A 17,127-nucleotide genomic window follows, 5' to 3' on the forward strand; every position below is an offset into this window, starting at 1 on the left:
GTCCATATGTTTAGGACGAGGAATTAATGAAGGTATTGAATCGAAACAACTGATTGTATGAAGAAATTACTTCTGACTGCGCTATTCTCATTATTTTCATTTACTTCACTATTTGCCCAATCTGAAGGAATACTTACAGGCAAGGTTTATGATGAAGAAGATAATCCCTTGCCCAAGGCTTCTGTAGCGGTATATGATTCTTCTGAAACTAATATCATAACCGGTGTCACCACCGATTCTGCCGGAGTATTTTCCGTCAAAGTAAGCCCCGGCAACTACGTGGTAGAGATCAGCTTTGTCTCCTATCAGTCATACACTGAAGAAGTAAGTGTTTCAGAAGGTGAGGAGGTTGATTTGGGGAATATAGGACTCAGTCCTACAGCTGAAACAATGTCCGAAGTGTATGTGAGGGCTGAGAGCTCCCAGATGCAGATGAGTTTTGACAAAAGGGTATTTGAGGTCGGTCAGGATATCACCAGCCTGGGCGGTTCGGCAGTTGAAGTACTCGACAATGTGCCTTCTCTGGCTACTGACATTGACGGCAATCTCAGCCTCAGGGGAAACCAGTCTGTACGGATATTAATAAACGGCAAGCCTTCCAGCAGGGTGAGCGGTGGTAATGTAGATGCCCTCAGGAGTATTCCTGCCAACATGATCAAAGAGGTCGAAATTATTACCAATCCTTCTTCCAAGTATTCAGCCGAAGGTTCTGCAGGTATCATTAATATCATTTTGAAAAAACAGACCGAAAGAGGAGTCAACGGAAGTTTTTCCCTTGGAACCGGTTTGCCTCAAGAGTATGAAGGATCAACTAACCTCAATTACCGTGTCAATGATATAAATTTCTTTTTCAATGGCGGTATTGATTATAGGACCGAACCGGAAAACGGAAGCTCCTTTCAGCGTTTCTCCGGTCCCGACACAACCTACATGTACAGTGAACAAACCGATGCACAGGAGTCTGAGCTGGATGGAGACCTTCGATTCGGAGCCGACTTCTACTTATCAGAAAACGAAGTACTTACGGCCAGTGCCTACGTAAGCGGGGAGCGTGAAGAAAACAACGAAGACATCAACTATACGGATTATGAGTACCGGGCAGGTCAGTTCACCGGACCCGTAATTGAAGAAATTGTACGTGACAATGAAGAGGTGTCGAATGAAACGGACTTCGATTTCAATCTGGATTATGAAAACAAATTTGAGGGAGATGAACATAAACTGACAGCTGATGCAAGCTTCGATATCAGTAATGAAACAGCCGACACTGATATTCAGGAAACCATCAGGGAAGGTACCACGGATCCGCTTTTTCAGCGAATTTCCGATGGGGAAGATGAGAAAGATCTGCGCATCAATGCTGAATATGTTCGTCCTCTTGGAGAGAACGGTAAACTTGAGGCCGGTATTCGAAGCGATACCGAATGGATGGATAATTCCTATAACGTAGAGGAGCAACAGAACGGAAACTGGGTTTCCTTGCCTGCGTTTAATGATAATTTTGAATATCTGGAAAATGTGAATGCGGCTTTTGCCATCCTTGGCTCGGAGTGGGGCAACTTCTCAGGGCAACTGGGGCTCAGGCTTGAGAATACACGCATCCGCACAGAGGTGAAAAGCACGGGTCAGGTCAATGATCAGAATTACGTGAACCTGTTCCCGAGTGCATTTCTAAATTACGCTTTCAATGATGAGCAGTCTATACAGGTTAGTTACAGTCGCCGGTTGTCACGACCTTGGTCGCGTTCTCTGATTCCCTTCGTAGATTTTGATGATCCGCGGAGTCAGTTTACCGGCAATCCCAATCTGAAACCGGAATTCAGCAACTCCTATGAATTCGGCTACCTGCACTATTGGGACTCCGGTTCACTGCTTACCAGTTTTTACTATCGCTATCGAACGGATGTTATTGAGCGGATAACTGAGCAAAACCAGGGTGTGATAAGAATCTTTCCTATTAATCTGGCTACAGAAGAGTCCTGGGGCATCGAATTGTCAGCCGACCAGGAAATTGCCAATGCTCTGAATTTATCTCTTAATGCAAACCTTTTCCGGTCGAATTCCGACGGCAGTTACCAGGGACAAGTCTTCAGCAGCGAGGCGGAAATTGCACAGGGTCGCCTGCAGCTTCGCTGGGATGTAACCGATACCTGGAAGTTTCAGACCTCCATGCGGTATCAGGGACCGCGTGAGACTACCCAGGGTACCCGTGAAGGTATGACCATGATCGACTCCGGGATCTCTAAAGAGTTTATGGATGGAAAAGCCTTGATATCCCTGAATGTACGCGACTTGCTGAATGCCCAGAATTTCAACAATACAGTTAATACGGATGGAAATCCGAATACGGAATTCTATTCCCAGAGAGAATTCAGCTGGTCATCCCGTTCAGCCTCACTTAATTTTCAGTACTTCTTTGGCGAACAGGAGCAACGTGGAGGGGGACAACGAGGCGGTGGAGATTATTAATGATTGATTTGTAATAGTTGCAAATCTCAAGAATATTCTAGTCAGCCTGGCAGCATTCATTATGTCCCCGGACTAACTCCCGCGGAATTTTACTTTCTCTATGGGCTGCTGTCACTTTGGCCGCCAGTATCTTCAATAACTCTCCCGGCGCTAACAAATGAGATACCTTGTTGCTGTGATGTACTGATCATTACAGCTTCCACTACGGGAGGAAATACCGGGCTCTCTGACTCCCATTCAACAATAAAATTGGCACCTACACCTCCTCTGAGATCATTCTCTTCCACCACAAAAGAGGTAGAAGCCAGTGGGTTGATGGTTCTGGGCTCCTCAAGATAATTCTTAACAATAATACCCTGAGAATCATAATATAGCACCCTGGTAAGAGTCAGGGTTCGGTTCAGATCCACATTCCTGAAACTCAAGGTTGCTGTCAGATTGAAGGTTTTTTGTTGGTTTAGTTGATAGATATGAGAGTAAACCGGCACATACACAGTCTGTCCTAAAGAAGTGTTTAGCCTGACAAAATCAGAATTATCTTGCATCAGGGAGTCTGCCGTTTCACGTTCTGAACCTTTTGAGTCCATTGGCTCCGCAGGTTGACTCACATCCTCACTGCCACAGGCAAGAAGCATCGGGATAAGTAGGATATATAATATTCTGTTTGGCATTTCTAAATTTTAGAATTCAATAATTATAACCTGACGCTATGTTCAAGATATATTCTGCGGACAAACTTTCTAAAATTTATTTATAGAGCAGTTTTCTGGAGAGAAAGGAGGTTCTTGCAAAGAGCGTCGAAACTGATCTAGAATTCAAAATTAATGGAAAGTGCAGCAAGGTCCTTGCCGAAGGAAGGTGTTACCTGAATATTTTGTGTGCCCAGATGTCTTTTGGAAAGGTAATACCCCATGGAAAATCCAATTGCAGCACCTGCCGCAACATCACTCAACCAGTGCTTACCTTTTGCAATTCGTGCGATGGCAGTACCGGCCGGAAGAGCAAACAGAGAATATGTTACTGGTCCGGGATAATACATGATCCATGGTGTTATAAATGAGAATGCCCGGGCAGTATGACCGGATGGAAAAGAGGTTTGTCCCGGACTCATAAATTCAAAATCATAGGCTCCCTCATTCATATAGGGACGTTCACGGGCAAATATAAATTTACCGGCTCCTACCGTCAGAGAAGTCATCAGTACCGATTGCAGGGATGTGAAGGCAGCATCCTGAAACTTAGTATTATCGGTAAAGAGCGAGCTGCCAAATAAGGCTACAGATGCCGGAAGAATAAGCAATTTATTACCGAACTCGTTGGTAATATTTAAAAATTTTGACTGTCTGTAATGCTCCTGAATATTTTTGGAAGTAGGCTCGTCAAAAGTGGAAAGAGTTGCAAAAGTCAGGCCCGCTGTACCGACACCAATTGCATGTTGAATAGTTATGTTTTGGAACATCGCCACCGGATCCTCTTTCGCCCACGTGGCAAATCGACTGAAGTCCGTCTTCTGTTGAGCCACACAAAGAGGGCAAAGAGCATACAAAAAAAATAGTATGAGGGGAAGTCTGTATAGTGTTTTCAAAAGCCCAAAAAATTTATTCTAACTCAAAAAATATCATTCAATTGCCCGTAAAAGTCAAAGTAGTACTTCTTAAAATTTTTTAGATCATCGATATTTATCCAAAATGCGTTATTTTGTTCCATTCTTAAACGTATTTTAACATATATAACGTCATGCGCACTCAATATATAACCTATTTTGGCGGTAAATATTTTGAGAGGCACTAAAAACTATCTATTTAAAATGAGGGTGACAGATTTAAATAAAATGATCGTTCACTCTTAGACGTTAGGGAATTAGCTTAGATTAACATACAAATACAGACAGGCATCAGATATGAAATGGTCACTAAGGTTATTACTCTTCTTGTTACTGGGATCAATTACACTTTCCGCAGGTTATGCCCAGGATTCTAAAAAAGATTTCGATCCTGAAGAACAACCCAAACTGATTGTTGGTATTGTAGTGGATCAGATGAAATATGACTACCTGACGCGCTACTGGGAGCACTACACGGAGGATGGCTTCAAAAGATTGGTGAACGAAGGCTATAATTTTGCCAATCACCATTTTAATTATTTCCCAACTTATACCGGTCCCGGACATGCAGCAATTTACACCGGGGCAACGCCTTCGGTAAACGGAATTGTCGGTAATTCCTGGTTCGACCGTGATGCCAACCGGAATAGATATGTTGTGGAGGATACCTCGGTATCAACTGTTGGGGGTGCCGGAGCGGTTGGACAGATGTCCCCGGAAAGCCTGTTGAGCTCTACATTTGGTGATGAATTGAAGAAAGTGAGTAGTGGCTCAAAGATAATCGGGATTTCATTGAAAGATCGTGGTGCTATTCTACCCGTTGGTCATATGGGTAACCTTGCCCTTTGGTATGACGACAGCGGTGGTAACTTTGTAAGCAGCACCTGGTATACGCAAGAGTTACCGGAATGGGTTAGTGCGTTTAATGAGCAGGGTGATGCCCGTGCCTATAGCAACCAAACATGGAATACCCTGTTGCCCATGGATCAGTACACCAACAGTGATCCGGATAGTTCTTCCTATGAAGGGGCTTTTCCTTGGGAAGAGAGTCCGGTATTTCCCCACGAAATGGCAATGGCCCAGGGAGATTCAGTTTATTGGACCGTGAAGAGTTCGCCTCTTGGGAATACACTAGTGAAGGATCTGGCAAAGCGTGCTCTTCAAAATGAGAACCTGGGCGGGGATGAAAGTACTGATTTGCTGGCTATCAGTTTTTCCTCCACCGACTATATCGGTCATCAATTCGGTCCGCATTCGGTTGAAATAGAGGATACCTACATACGTCTGGATCGGGATCTTGCCGATCTCTTTGCCACACTGGATGAAGAAGTAGGTGAGGGGAATTACATGGTATTTCTAACTTCAGATCATGGGGTTGTAGATGTACCTGCGCAATTGGAAGAGACCGGACAACCGGGTGGATATTTCAATACCAACCGCGCCACGCAAGCTCTGCTAAACTATTTAACCGATAAATACGGCAAGCAAAATTGGATTCGGGCACTGTCAAACCAGCAGGTTTATCTGGACCGCGAGCTGATTAAACAGAAACAGATAGATTTGGAAGCAATGCAGCAAGATATTGCGAATTTTCTGCTTCAATTCGAGGGGGTATTGTCTACGAATACAGCGGCCAATTTTGCCACAGAAAAGTATGAGGAAAGCCTGCAGGGGATGTACCAGCGTGGGTTTCAATATCAGCGTTCCGGTGATGTTTATATTCAGCTGAAACCGGGATGGCTGATTAGTTCTTCGCGGACCGGTACGACTCACGGCTCGCCTTACACCTACGACACCCATGTACCTATGCTGATGTACGGTTGGGGCATCCCACAGGGAGGTACATTTAAGAAGACCGTGGTCACCCAACTGGCCCCAACAATATCAGAACTTTTACAGATTCCGTTACCAAATGGCTCTGAAGCTAAACCGTTGATTTTCGAGTAGTACTTTATATTCTTTGTGACCTTAGTGGTTTATACCGCTAAGGCACTAAGTTCAGTTTTGGTAAAACACCTTTACCAGCCATAAGCCTAGGCCCACGCTCATAAAACCTACCACTATACTACTAAAAAGGTAGAGCATGCTTATTCCGGCTTCACCTCGCTGATAGAGCTCAAAGATCTCGAGTGAGTACGTTGAAAAGGTCGTAAAACCGCCACAAAAACCGGTGGCTAACAGCAGCCGGGTCTGAGTACTCATCGCCGACTGGAAAGACAGTCCCATTACTATCCCGATCAGGAAACACCCCAAAATATTCACTCCAAAGGTACCCCATGGAAAAGCCATGGGCCATTTGGTAGAAATTAGTTTGGTAAGCAGGTAACGGCTGACACTGCCTGCAAAGCCGCCTGTACCGATCAGTAATAGTGTTTTAATCATGGTTAAAACCGGTTGATGGGTAAGTTCAAGCTCTTTTTTCCACTCTGTGAGAAGTTCAAGATTAAAGGCAAGGTATCGCCCGCAGCAAAATTTCTCTTCGCTCGCATCAGCATCACATGGTAGCTGCCCGGTTTCAGTACCAGGCTGTCACCGGACGGAATAACAATATTTCCTACCGGCCTCATGCCCGATAGTCCCTCTTCAGTGGTATATGATTCATGCAGCTCGGCTCCTTCAAAGAACTGCGATTCCATGGTAGTCAGCGTATCTGCCGATTTCAGTCCATTTATGATGGTGAAATAAGCAGCGCTGTTCTGTCCTTGTGAAACCGGCCGGGCTGTTAGTTGACTTACTTCAATTGTACCGCTTAGCGTAACCTTGGTAGTCTCTTGGTCAGTCTCCCCGGAACTGCAGGCAACACCCAGCAACAAAATGGAACCATAGAGCAACAAATTTTTCATAATGTTTCTAAAATAATTCTGACTCCTGAATTCTGTATTCTGAATCCTCATCTACCTCAGCCTATTGATATCCTCAATAACATTCTTCTCAGGCACCACGCTGCCCGGATATTCAAATCGAACCCGGCCTTGTTGATCCATTACCAGTATCCTATTGGTATGATTCATGAGGTATGACTGCTGCCCCTCCTCACTGTTTTTCACATAAGAGATCTTGGCAAGTATATCCATCTTGTTAAGAGCAGAATCGACAGTCACGGAATCACCGGTAAGCATGGTAAATTTTTCCGGGTCCAGGTTAAAACTCTGCATATACTTTTTCAGCACTGATGGGGTATCTCTAGCAGGATCAAAACTGATCTCAGCAAAATGAACTCCCTCACTGTTCTCCAGTTCCCTGTTTATATTGCTCAATTTCGCCGTAATAATTGGACAGACATCGGGACAGTGGGTATAAATAAATCCGACCACTAGAATGTCACCTCTGAAGTCTTTGGGAAATGCAATCGAAGTGCTGTCCTGGTTCACTAGGGCAAAGGAATCATCGCTAAGGTCGTTAATTACCTCAGGAGAATTACAGGCCGTAGTCAGGAGCAGTATGCTGAGAGCCGCCGGCACAATAATGTTATTTAACTGCTTGGCTACAAAGTTTAAACTTACAGGCATGGGCTTTTCACTTTCTCCCCGCAAGGTTCAAATTCAAATTCAAGAGTGGAATGTTGGATATTGAAACCGTTATTGAGAAGCTCTTTCAACGATGATTTGATGGTTTCCATATTGGCCATATCACTTTCATCAATTACTACATGGCTTTCCAGGAGGATATTACTCTCATCAAGCCTCCAGACGTGCAAATGGTGTATATCCAGTACCCCGGTAACTTCCTGCATGGCAAGAGTGACCTCTTCGAGCTGAATCTCATTCGGGGTACTCTCCATGAGAATGTCGATAGTTTTACGAAGCATATAATAGCTTTGCCAAAGAATATATCCTGCGATGATCAGCGTCAGGATTGTATCGACAATAAATAACTCATACTTAAGTATCAGCCAGCCGGCTACGATCACTCCTACGGAAGAGAGGGCATCCGACATAATATGCACATAGGCGCTGCGAATATTTATGTTTTCCTTGGAGCTGCGATATAGCAGCACGGCAGTGATTACATTGCCCAAGAGACCGATAATTGCAACCACGAACATCACCAACCCGTCAATGGGTTGCGGGTTATAGAACCGTTCAATGCCTTCCTTAATGAGAAAAAGGGCGATGATGACCAGGGTGATCAGGTTGATGAAAGCTCCGATGATCTCGGCTCTTTTGTAACCAAAGGTCTTCTCTTTGTTTGCTTCCTTTTTTGAAACTTTACGGGCAAACAGGCTGATACCCAGAGAGGTGGTGTCATTGAGATTATGAAGGGCATCCGACAAAAGGGCCAAACTACCTGATATAAAGCCTCCAATAAATTCGGCCAGCGTAATAATCAGGTTCAGAAAAATTGAAATCCATAAACGTCCTTCTGTCTGATCATCTCCATGAGCGTGGTGGTGATGGTGCCCATGATTATGCGAATGTGCCATAAGTGCTTGAAGTAGGTAATTGTATAAAGAAATCGATACCGGCTAAAATAAGTGTCAATTTACTCAGCCAAATGAATAAGATAAGCATATAATCCTAAAATAAAGGAGATATGAATGCTTTTACTTGAGAATTATGAAAGAATGGACAGGAAAGGTGTTTGAAAGACTGATTTTGGAAACTACATCATGATAAAATAGCTGCCGGCGGTCAGGGAAAGTGATATAAGCATCACAGCTATTGCCTGTTTGATGGGACGGTTTGGCAGAAAGCGATAGAGTTTTTTCTCCTTAAGTACCTCTTCCAGTTCCTTACGCTTCTCCATTTCGTGTTCACTGAGTTCCTCTACCGGATTCAGAACCAGCTCCGCCTGTTTATCAAATTCGGGAACGGATTCATTTAGCATGGAAGCAATCGTGAACTCGTCAATTTTCGGCAGGTCAGCAATGATGAGATAGATGGGGATCATCACAACAAAAACGGCCACACCTACAATGGATTTATCCAATGTACTCAGTTCCACAAAAAAGCCGCTTACGGTGCCCGTCAGAAAAGCAAGTCCAAGCATGCTAAATAGGGCACTCGCTACCAGTCTCAACTTCCAGTTGAGCACCAGTTCGTGCATAATGCGTTCATTTTCGTTCAGTTTGCGAGCCATATAGACGTATATTTTTGTGATATTTTAATTATTTATTAGAAAAAATGAAATATACAGCCTTATTTATTCATTTCGGTTTTCATTTCCTCCAGTAAGTTTTGCATGACCAACCGCGCGGATGTTCTTGCTATAGCCTCAATTTTATCACGGTTCTCACTGTCATTGACCTCATAGGTCACGGCATCCGCACCGAAGGTCCGGTAAATCCAGTTTTTGGCAATAGGAGAACTGGTATCAAAAGGTTCAACGGAAAATTCGGTATCCGGAAAGGCATTCTTCAGAGAATCTACCCATTTATAGGTAAAATCTTCCGGAAATGTTTTGATTTCCCGGTTAATAGGATAGAAGATATTCTCGTTCGTTGAGTGAAAGTCAATGCCGTAGTATATCCTTTTTTGCGAGTCTGAGCGTACATGCTTCAGTATATCGTCCCTAATGGCTTGGGTTTCGGGCTGGTTAAAGGCAATCCAATCGCGATTGAGATCCACTCCGGCCGCATTGTGACGCCAGTGCCCGTTTTGCACCCCATCGGGATTGGCAAGCGGATAGGCTAGAATTTCAAATTTACTGCGAAATTTATTGGCTGTCTCAGTGTCGGAAGTCAATTCATCAATAAAATAGAGACTAGCCAGAGCCCCGGTGACTTCGGGTGGGTGCATTCTCCCGGTTATCAGAAGTATCCCATGTGGCCTATTTTTATCTTCGAGTTCATTGATTACGATTTTCTTCACAGGTCGGTTTTGGTGGGAGAATCCGACGGTATCCTGCCACACAAAAGGTTCTCGGGATAGGGAATCAGCCCACACTACATAATCATCAATTGTAAGTACTTCCTGAGCACTGACCCACAAGGGCTTTTCAGAGAGATCAAGCTTCAGTGTAGCCGTACCCTGAAGAGTATCCTGAGAATAAGATGCCGAGTCAATGGCCGACCAGCTGCTTCCGTCATGGCTTAATTCCGGATAATAGCGATGCTCCCCATGTTGATACTTCAGCCTGAGACGAACGGTTTTAGCCGAATCCGCCCATACCTTGAATGCATACCATGGACTGTTGTTGATAGGGTAATTTTCGGGCTCCAGTACGACCTGGTAAAGGGAGTCATTGAGCTTGTAAAAATCATTCATTCGGGCTCCCGCGAACTCATTGCTAAGCCAGACACCGTCGGAAGAGATGCCTATAGTCCGTTCATGCTGGGGTGTGATCTCCTTGTCGGTTGTGACAGTCGCACCCTCGGGATCATAAGAGAATCCGGTAAACTTCTCACTGGAAGAGCAGGAAGTCGCGACCAATGCGATAATAAAAAGGACTCCACAATGTGAGGAGGCTTTGAAATGGGATAACATAAAAAGTATAGCTTTTACAGATTTATGGATAGTATAAGTCAATTTTACTGTTTGGCCAATAGAGATAGGAGATAAAATTGAGCTTACCGGCAATGGGTTCAATTTCTTTGAGGGATGCAGTCAAAATCTTATCATTGCGTATCATAATTAATCATCAGTGCCTGTCCATAGAGAAATATCAGTGCATTTTAAAAAGTCGACTATAGCTTTCATAACACTCTGTATTTGGTGTCTGGCTTTCGGAAGTAGTCTGGCCTGGCAGGCAGATTCTGAGGAGGATGTCAGGGAGGACCAAATCTGGCAACTTGAAATAGAGGGTAATGATACTTTCAGCTCTATAGTATTGAAAGAACAAATTGCTTCAGAAGCCCACTCATTTTGGAACAAGCTTCGTTTTTGGAAGCGTACCGGACATGAGCTGAATATTACCACTGTTCGGAAAGACGTGATTCGTCTGGGCAATTTTTACCGCCGCAGGGGCTTTTATAATGTCAATGTAGACTACCGGGTTGAAACAAAAGGTAAAGAGTGGAAAAAAAAGCTCGTTTTTGTGATCAACGAGAATGCAGCTATACGAATAGGCAAGATTAATTTTGTATTCCAGACCGATTCTGCCAAAGCGGATCAAATCAGACAAACACGTGCTTTTCAGCGGATGCAAAGAAGGCTTCCCTTTCAATCGGGAGAACGGTTTCAGCAAATCATGATTCCGGATGTTGTAGGCCAGGTTAAGGATGTTGTCAGAAATCAGGGATTTCCCTATGCAAAGGTTTCTGTAGAGTCAGAAGTGGACACCGCAGGCCTGTCTGCAGACCTAAGTATCATTTCCAATACCGGTCCCAAGGCTGCTATTTCTGAAATTAATGTGGAAGGCATGAAGAGTATTTCCGACAGGTATGTAATTCGGGAGTCAGGGTTAAAGATCGGACAGACCTATAGTCATGACAAAATTCAGGAAGCGCAGCGAGAACTCTTCAACCATCACCTGTTTCAATTTGTCACTATCGGGATACCCGAACAGCAACAGGACAGCACGTTAAACCTACAAATGAGGGTTCGAGAAGCCCCACTTCGCACCATTGAGGCCTCACTCGGGTTTGGAACATCCGATCTGGTTAGAGGTCAGCTGAGCTGGATTCATCGCAATGCTTTCGGAAAAGGTCATCGCTTTACTGCTACGGGTAGGGCATCATTTATACAGCAGCTGGTAAGCCTTGATTATCTTTTTCCCTATTTCTATAACAACAAAAGCAGCATCGTTATCTCACCTTTCGGGGAGCATCAGCTTGAGGAAAGTTTCGAACTGTTTACTCTGGGCTTGACTAACAGTTATATCTACAGTTACAATCAGAATCTGACCGGTACTATCTCTTATGAAGCCACAAAAAATATAGAACGATCGGAAAAAAGGAATATCGACCTGCCTGACAGTACCAATCGCTACGATTTGTCCTCCTTGCAGTTTAATGGTTATTTCAGCCAGGGATATGGTAGAGAACAACTGGGATGGGTCGTTCAACCCTACCTGGAATTGTCCGGATTTTTGAATATCGCTACCTATAAGTTTCAAAAGGCATCGATAGACGTCCGCAGATTTACGAGGATTACCAAGAGCACTATCCTGGCAACTAGGGTTCAGGCCGGCGGAATCCTTAAAGCCTCATCGGACTCTCTGCCACGTAATATTCGCTACTTTCTAGGAGGAACCAATTCAGTGAGAGGTTGGTATCGTCAGTCTTTAGGACCCAAACAGGCAAATTTTCGTACTCAAGTTGTTGAAGGAGATACGGTATCTACTTTTGATCGTTACGTACCGGTTGGGGGAAGGGCAAAGTTTGGATTTAACATAGAGTTAAGACAGGATCTGAATAAATTACTGGACGGATTTGGGATTTCTGCCTTCCTCGACGGTGGACAGGTCTGGGGAAGTGTAAATACACTCTCTCAAAGGCCCATTCAGTTCGGTGCGGGAGGAGGCTTTCGCTACCAGTCACCCATAGGTCCCATCAGAATTGATCTGGGTTATAAATTAAATCCCTCCGATGAAGATCTCGGCATCTACGGGGATAATGGGTCGCCCGGTTTCTGGGACAAAGCAGCAATTCATTTCAGTATAGGACAAGCATTTTGACGGAACAAGCTTCAGAACATAACGAAAAGAAAAGAAGATTCAGGTGGCCATGGGTGGTCCTTGTGATTCTTATACTTTTGGTTGCCCTGCTGCGCTTATCCCTGAAAACAGATTATATACGAAATATCGTCAAAGACCGGGTTGTATCTGCGGCCAATGATCAGCTGACTGTCGAGCTATCTATAAACCGGTTGAAGGGTGATCTTTGGAAAGAGATTGTGCTGGAAGACATCACATTGAAAGAAAATGATCAGGATACGGTTGCCGGGGTAGATAGCCTCAGGCTTCGTTATAATTTACTCAGCTATTTTAGCTCAGTGCTGGAGGTTCCTAAAATTGCTATTTCAGGACCTTACCTAAAAGTGCGTCAGCAGGATGGGCAGTTGAATCTTTCACACTGGGTTAAATCGTCACCTGCTGATACCGGTACGGTCGCATCTGACCCATTCTTTTTTAGGCTTGAAAGTATTCAGGTTGATGGAGGAAGAATCGATGCTATGATCGAGGCGATGCCTAAAGACTCTGCATTTACAGTTGAAAATCTTCAGATAAGGAGCAGTTTTGCACTTCTTGAAGAGGGTTATGAGGTCGAGATAAGCGAGTTTGCTTTTGACGTTATCCGTTCGGCTTTGGATGAAAAAGTCTCTTTTGAGAGCCGGTTATCTGCAAATAAACAGTCAATAAGTCTACAGAAGCTGGTACTGGCAAGCGGGAGCTCTCTAATACAGAGCTCCGGAAACTTCAGTTTAGAAGATTCTTCTGCCAGTCTTGATGTGCAGGCACAGCCTCTATCATGGAGGGATATTGCCGCCTTTGTAGATCAATCAGCTGTGGAGCAAAATATTGGATTGGATCTGAAGCTAAAGGGCAGGTTGGATGATTTTAGTGTAGGCCTCGGTGTTCGTTCTAAAGGTATTGACGATCTCCAAATTTCTGCTTCATTCAAAAGAGATACTACTTTTACACTAACAGGTGCTAATATATCGGCCGAAAGGCTGAATTTAATGGCATTTTTCAATGACTCCTCGATGCCGGATATAACGCGAGTTGACTTTAGCTCCGAAGGCGCAGTCCCTCTTACCTCGGTTGAGAATGGCAGTATCAAAGGTTCCCTGCATACCGGTAGCATCTTGTACAACTCTTATAGATTGGATACCCTGGAAACCGATTTTTCTTCGGATAAAGGCAAACTGAGTGCCACTCTAGCGACTCGTCGGCAACAGCAAAGGGTCACTGCCAAAGCCGGGATCAGCGATATTTGGATTACCGATCCGCAGGTTAATTACGCTATTCGTGGATCAGGTATTAATCCCGGGTACTGGCTGCAGGATGAACAGTTCAAAGGTACCATCAGCTTCAACGGGACGCTCAAAGGAAGCGGATTGAGCCTGGATGACTCATCCTGGGATTACAGGTTAGATCTGAGTAAAGGAAGGGTATACGAGCAGGAATATAGTGAAGCAGTTCTCAGCGGGAAGATTAATCCACAAAGGATTACCGGTAACAGTCGTATAAAGCTGAGCGAAAGTGAGGTAAGTTTAAATGCTGTGCTTACTAATTATCGGGCAACACCGGCCTTCACTTACGAACTGAGTTCCCGTGGATTCGATCTTTCTGAGATAGTATTCCTGAATGATTTCAAAACTTCATTGAATCTGGATGTTAAAGGGGAGGGAAGCGGATCAGATTTGGCAAACCTCAGCATAAACTCAGCAATTGCCATTGATTCCTCGGTTGTGAATGGTGAGCGCATTGATCAGCTGCATGCAAATCTTCAACTGGAAAACTCCATTGCCACTGTTACAGAAGCCGGCATGCAGAGCACTATTGCTGAAGTAATATTTGGTGCCAGGCTCAACCTAAACGATTGGTATGATACCGCGAACAGGTTAGATCTGGACCTCGTTCTAAAAGACCTTCAATCTGTAGCTCCATTGGTAGGCGCTGAAAATTTGCAAGCGGAGGGTTCGGTAACCGGCAAGTTGGTGCCGGCAGAAAGTAGGGAACTTCAATTTAGCGGCAATGTTGACTTGGGTAATTTACAGCTTGATGATTTGTTTGCGTCAGAAGGAGCAAACGGAAATATTGAAATACTGTTAAAACAGGAGCCCGAGTACACTGCTGATCTTTTCTTAGATTCGCCCAGATTTTCGACTGTCAGACTGCAGGATTTAGTGATGAATACCGGTGGTAGGGTGGTTGAGGATGTCACAGACGGGACCTTCAGTCTTAAATTTGTCGGTCCGGAACAGAGCGAGCTCATTCATGCCGGAGGGTATCACATCTCGCCAGATAGCATCAAAATATTGACAAACCGTCTGGATGTGGTCAGCTCAGTGAATACACTATCCTTGCAGCAACCCTTTGACGTCAGCATTGTAGCCAATACAGTTCGCATGGATACTCTGCGCCTCTCTTCTGCCGATGGAACCTCGCTGGAGCTTGCTGTACCTTATGCCGATTCGCTACGCCAACGGGGATATTTACGTGGCAACAATATAAACTTGTCGGTTCTACAAAATACTCTGCTTGGTGAATCGTATTTCGATGGTATGCTAACCGGTAAAGTTTCTGTCGCGAATTCAGATACCAGCCTGAAAGCTTTAGGTAACCTGTCGGTATCGGAAGTATCGTACCGTGGGGTACCCATGGATTCTGTCACTTTGGAACTGGATTTGGAAGAAGAGCAGCTTAAAAGCTTTATATCGGTAAGGGATCAGGGAGACGAACTGTTGAGCGGTAGGTTGAATGTACCTTTCAGGTTGGGTGACCCACAGGAGTTTGACGAGTCATTTTTTGAGCATCAAATTGACGGGTCACTTAGGGTTAAACGGGTCGCATTAAATCGCTTCCGGAATCTTTTAAACGAGATGGGTATGAGAGATACCGATGGAATTCTGCATGTTGAGGCGGATCTCTCAGGAACTGCAGGCATACCGGAATTTAAGGCCAGATTCTCATTAGACAGTGCCTCGGTTTCCGGAGTTAAAATAGATTCCATTACGGCCAACCTTGATTATTCACACCAACTTTCTTCGGTGAGGATGAATGCTACGGTTAATAGCCTGAAACAGAAAGTAGCCGAAATAAAGGGCCAGGTACCCTTCAATATTGATTTAAGACAGGGAGAGATTTCACCGCCCGGAGAAGAAGACAGTATTCGGGTTGATATTGTAACCAACGACTTTAATCTGTCAGCGGTGAATGATTTTGTGGACCGGGAGGTCATCAGAAATATCAGGGGTAAGCTTAATGGAAGGATACAGGCAACCGGTACGCCGGCTGACCTGCTAACTGATGGAACGCTGAAGATCAGTGAAGGTGCAATGCGGATTGTAGAGACAGGCATCACGGTGGATAACATTACGACCGGAATTGTATTTGAACCTGATCTCATAACAGTAACCGATTTCACGGCTAGAAGTGGAAGCGGATCGCTGACTATGAACGGCAGCGTTGCACTGGAAGAGTTGATACCGGGAGATTTGAATCTTTCCATGAGGGCAAGAAATTTCAGAGTGGCCAATACCTCCGAGTATAACGCATCAATTGATCTGGATACCAAATTGACCGGTTCGATGACCCGTCCAAATGTGAGCGGAAAACTTACCATCTTAAACGGGTTTGTGCAGCTGGATAACTTTGGAGAGAAATCTGTGGAAGATGTACAGCTTGATTCCACAGAACAATCAGATAACAACGTAGCCCTTTATGATTCTCTCTCCATAGATATGGATATAGCCTTCAACCGAAGGTTTTACATTCGTAACCAGCGATACCTTGAGATGGAAGTAGAACTTGACGGGGCGGTGGATATGCTGAAAGATGCAGGCAGCGACCTTCAAATGTTTGGAAGCCTGGAAGCGGTCAACGGTTACGCGCGTCCGCTTGGCAAACGATTTGAACTGGAGGAGGGTATTATAACCTTCTCGGGTAATCCGACGAATCCGAACCTGAATATTCGTACCATTTTTGAACCGGTGCAGCCGGAAGAGGAGGTAAAAATCTGGTATATCATTGAAGGGAATGTCGAGGATCCCCAATTCAAATACGAGAGTTCTCCACCTATGGAGCTGGAAGATATTCTCTGTTATACACTCTTTGGACAACCCTGCTTTGCCCTTGAATCATGGAAACAGGCCCTCGCTTCCACGGGTTCGAACGCTGGAGCAACGGGCCTGGCCCTGGAGTTATTCTCAGATCGTATAGAAACGCTGGCTTCTCAAAGTCTGGGTATCGATGTGGTCAAAATAGAAAATACCACTGTCGGAGGCGAGTCAGGCACTTCCATTACTACCGGTTGGTACATCAATCCAAAGGTATTCTTTGCCATCCAAAATATTATTAGCGGCTCTTCTCCGGAGACCAGTTTCTTGCTGGAATATATGCTCCTTGAGAATTTGAAGCTGATCATCTCACAGGGCAATGATGCCCGGCAGGGGGTGGACATCAAATGGAATTACGATTATTAGATGAAACACGGAATACGCGGAAGAGGT

12 protein-coding genes are annotated in these 17,127 nt (G+C 44.6%); 4 read left to right on the top strand and 8 right to left on the bottom strand.

Going from position 1 to position 17,127, the window contains the following annotated elements; translation table 11 throughout:
- The first annotated feature begins 57 nt into the window (after positions 1-57).
- The gene (locus tag G3570_RS02755; RefSeq protein WP_165138923.1) at positions 58-2,469 is read left to right on the top strand and encodes a TonB-dependent receptor; all 2,412 of its coding nucleotides are present in this window, start codon (positions 58-60) and stop codon (positions 2,467-2,469) included.
- A gap of 98 nt (positions 2,470-2,567) precedes the next feature.
- Here G3570_RS02755 and G3570_RS02760 read toward each other — a convergent pair whose 3' ends face one another.
- A complete protein-coding gene (locus G3570_RS02760) occupies positions 2,568-3,140 on the bottom strand; it encodes a DUF3124 domain-containing protein (protein WP_165138925.1) in 573 nt (190 codons plus the stop codon).
- Positions 3,141-3,277: 137 nt separating this feature from the next.
- Positions 3,278-3,991 (bottom strand): phosphatase PAP2 family protein, encoded by a 714-nt coding sequence (locus G3570_RS16525; RefSeq protein ID WP_165138927.1) that lies wholly within the window; start codon positions 3,989-3,991, stop codon positions 3,278-3,280.
- Between the two features lie 378 nt (positions 3,992-4,369).
- Here G3570_RS16525 and pafA point away from each other — a divergent pair, with 378 nt between their 5' ends.
- Positions 4,370-6,019, top strand: a complete 1,650-nt coding sequence (gene pafA / locus G3570_RS02770) for an alkaline phosphatase PafA (protein ID WP_165138929.1) — start codon at positions 4,370-4,372, stop codon at positions 6,017-6,019.
- A 51-nt stretch (positions 6,020-6,070) separates the two neighbouring features.
- Here pafA and crcB read toward each other — a convergent pair whose 3' ends face one another.
- From crcB to G3570_RS02800, 6 genes are all read right to left on the bottom strand, one after another.
- Positions 6,071-6,454 carry a fluoride efflux transporter CrcB gene (gene crcB / locus G3570_RS02775; protein WP_165138931.1) on the bottom strand — a complete coding sequence of 128 codons (384 nt, stop codon included), beginning with the start codon at positions 6,452-6,454 and terminating at the stop codon, positions 6,071-6,073.
- Between the two features lie 2 nt (positions 6,455-6,456).
- Positions 6,457-6,915: a copper chaperone PCu(A)C gene (locus tag G3570_RS02780; protein ID WP_165138933.1), complete on the bottom strand. Its 459-nt coding sequence runs from the start codon at positions 6,913-6,915 to the stop codon at positions 6,457-6,459.
- A gap of 51 nt (positions 6,916-6,966) precedes the next feature.
- Positions 6,967-7,581: an SCO family protein gene (locus G3570_RS02785; RefSeq protein WP_165138935.1), complete on the bottom strand. Its 615-nt coding sequence runs from the start codon at positions 7,579-7,581 to the stop codon at positions 6,967-6,969.
- On the bottom strand, positions 7,572-8,495 hold the full coding sequence (locus G3570_RS02790; RefSeq protein WP_165138937.1) for a cation diffusion facilitator family transporter: 924 nt from the start codon (positions 8,493-8,495) through the stop codon (positions 7,572-7,574). The genes G3570_RS02785 and G3570_RS02790 overlap by 10 nt, the downstream gene beginning before the upstream one ends.
- A gap of 179 nt (positions 8,496-8,674) precedes the next feature.
- Positions 8,675-9,151 carry a hypothetical protein gene (locus tag G3570_RS02795; protein ID WP_165138939.1) on the bottom strand — a complete coding sequence of 159 codons (477 nt, stop codon included), beginning with the start codon at positions 9,149-9,151 and terminating at the stop codon, positions 8,675-8,677.
- Between the two features lie 59 nt (positions 9,152-9,210).
- Positions 9,211-10,497, bottom strand: a complete 1,287-nt coding sequence (locus G3570_RS02800) for a M14 family metallopeptidase (RefSeq protein ID WP_165138941.1) — start codon at positions 10,495-10,497, stop codon at positions 9,211-9,213.
- Positions 10,498-10,678: 181 nt separating this feature from the next.
- Here G3570_RS02800 and G3570_RS02805 point away from each other — a divergent pair, with 181 nt between their 5' ends.
- On the top strand, positions 10,679-12,628 hold the full coding sequence (locus G3570_RS02805; protein WP_165138943.1) for a BamA/TamA family outer membrane protein: 1,950 nt from the start codon (positions 10,679-10,681) through the stop codon (positions 12,626-12,628).
- Entirely contained in the window at positions 12,625-17,100 is a 4,476-nt protein-coding gene (locus tag G3570_RS02810) for a translocation/assembly module TamB domain-containing protein (RefSeq protein ID WP_165138945.1), read from the top strand. Before G3570_RS02805 ends, G3570_RS02810 begins: the two co-directional genes overlap by 4 nt.
- Positions 17,101-17,127: the final 27 nt, after the last annotated feature.

It is taken from the genome of Halalkalibaculum roseum (genome assembly GCF_011059145.1).
Lineage (GTDB): Bacteria > Bacteroidota > Rhodothermia > Balneolales > Balneolaceae > Halalkalibaculum > Halalkalibaculum roseum.

Coding starts and splice junctions, on each gene's coding strand:
- G3570_RS02755 (WP_165138923.1), top strand. CDS start 58: ATGAAGAAATTACTTCTGACTGCGCTATTCTCATTATTTTCATTTACT.
- G3570_RS02760 (WP_165138925.1), bottom strand. CDS start 3,140: ATGCCAAACAGAATATTATATATCCTACTTATCCCGATGCTTCTTGCC.
- pafA (WP_165138929.1), top strand. CDS start 4,370: ATGAAATGGTCACTAAGGTTATTACTCTTCTTGTTACTGGGATCAATT.
- crcB (WP_165138931.1), bottom strand. CDS start 6,454: ATGATTAAAACACTATTACTGATCGGTACAGGCGGCTTTGCAGGCAGT.
- G3570_RS02780 (WP_165138933.1), bottom strand. CDS start 6,915: ATGAAAAATTTGTTGCTCTATGGTTCCATTTTGTTGCTGGGTGTTGCC.
- G3570_RS02785 (WP_165138935.1), bottom strand. CDS start 7,581: ATGCCTGTAAGTTTAAACTTTGTAGCCAAGCAGTTAAATAACATTATT.
- G3570_RS02790 (WP_165138937.1), bottom strand. CDS start 8,495: ATGGCACATTCGCATAATCATGGGCACCATCACCACCACGCTCATGGA.
- G3570_RS02795 (WP_165138939.1), bottom strand. CDS start 9,151: ATGGCTCGCAAACTGAACGAAAATGAACGCATTATGCACGAACTGGTG.
- G3570_RS02800 (WP_165138941.1), bottom strand. CDS start 10,497: ATGTTATCCCATTTCAAAGCCTCCTCACATTGTGGAGTCCTTTTTATT.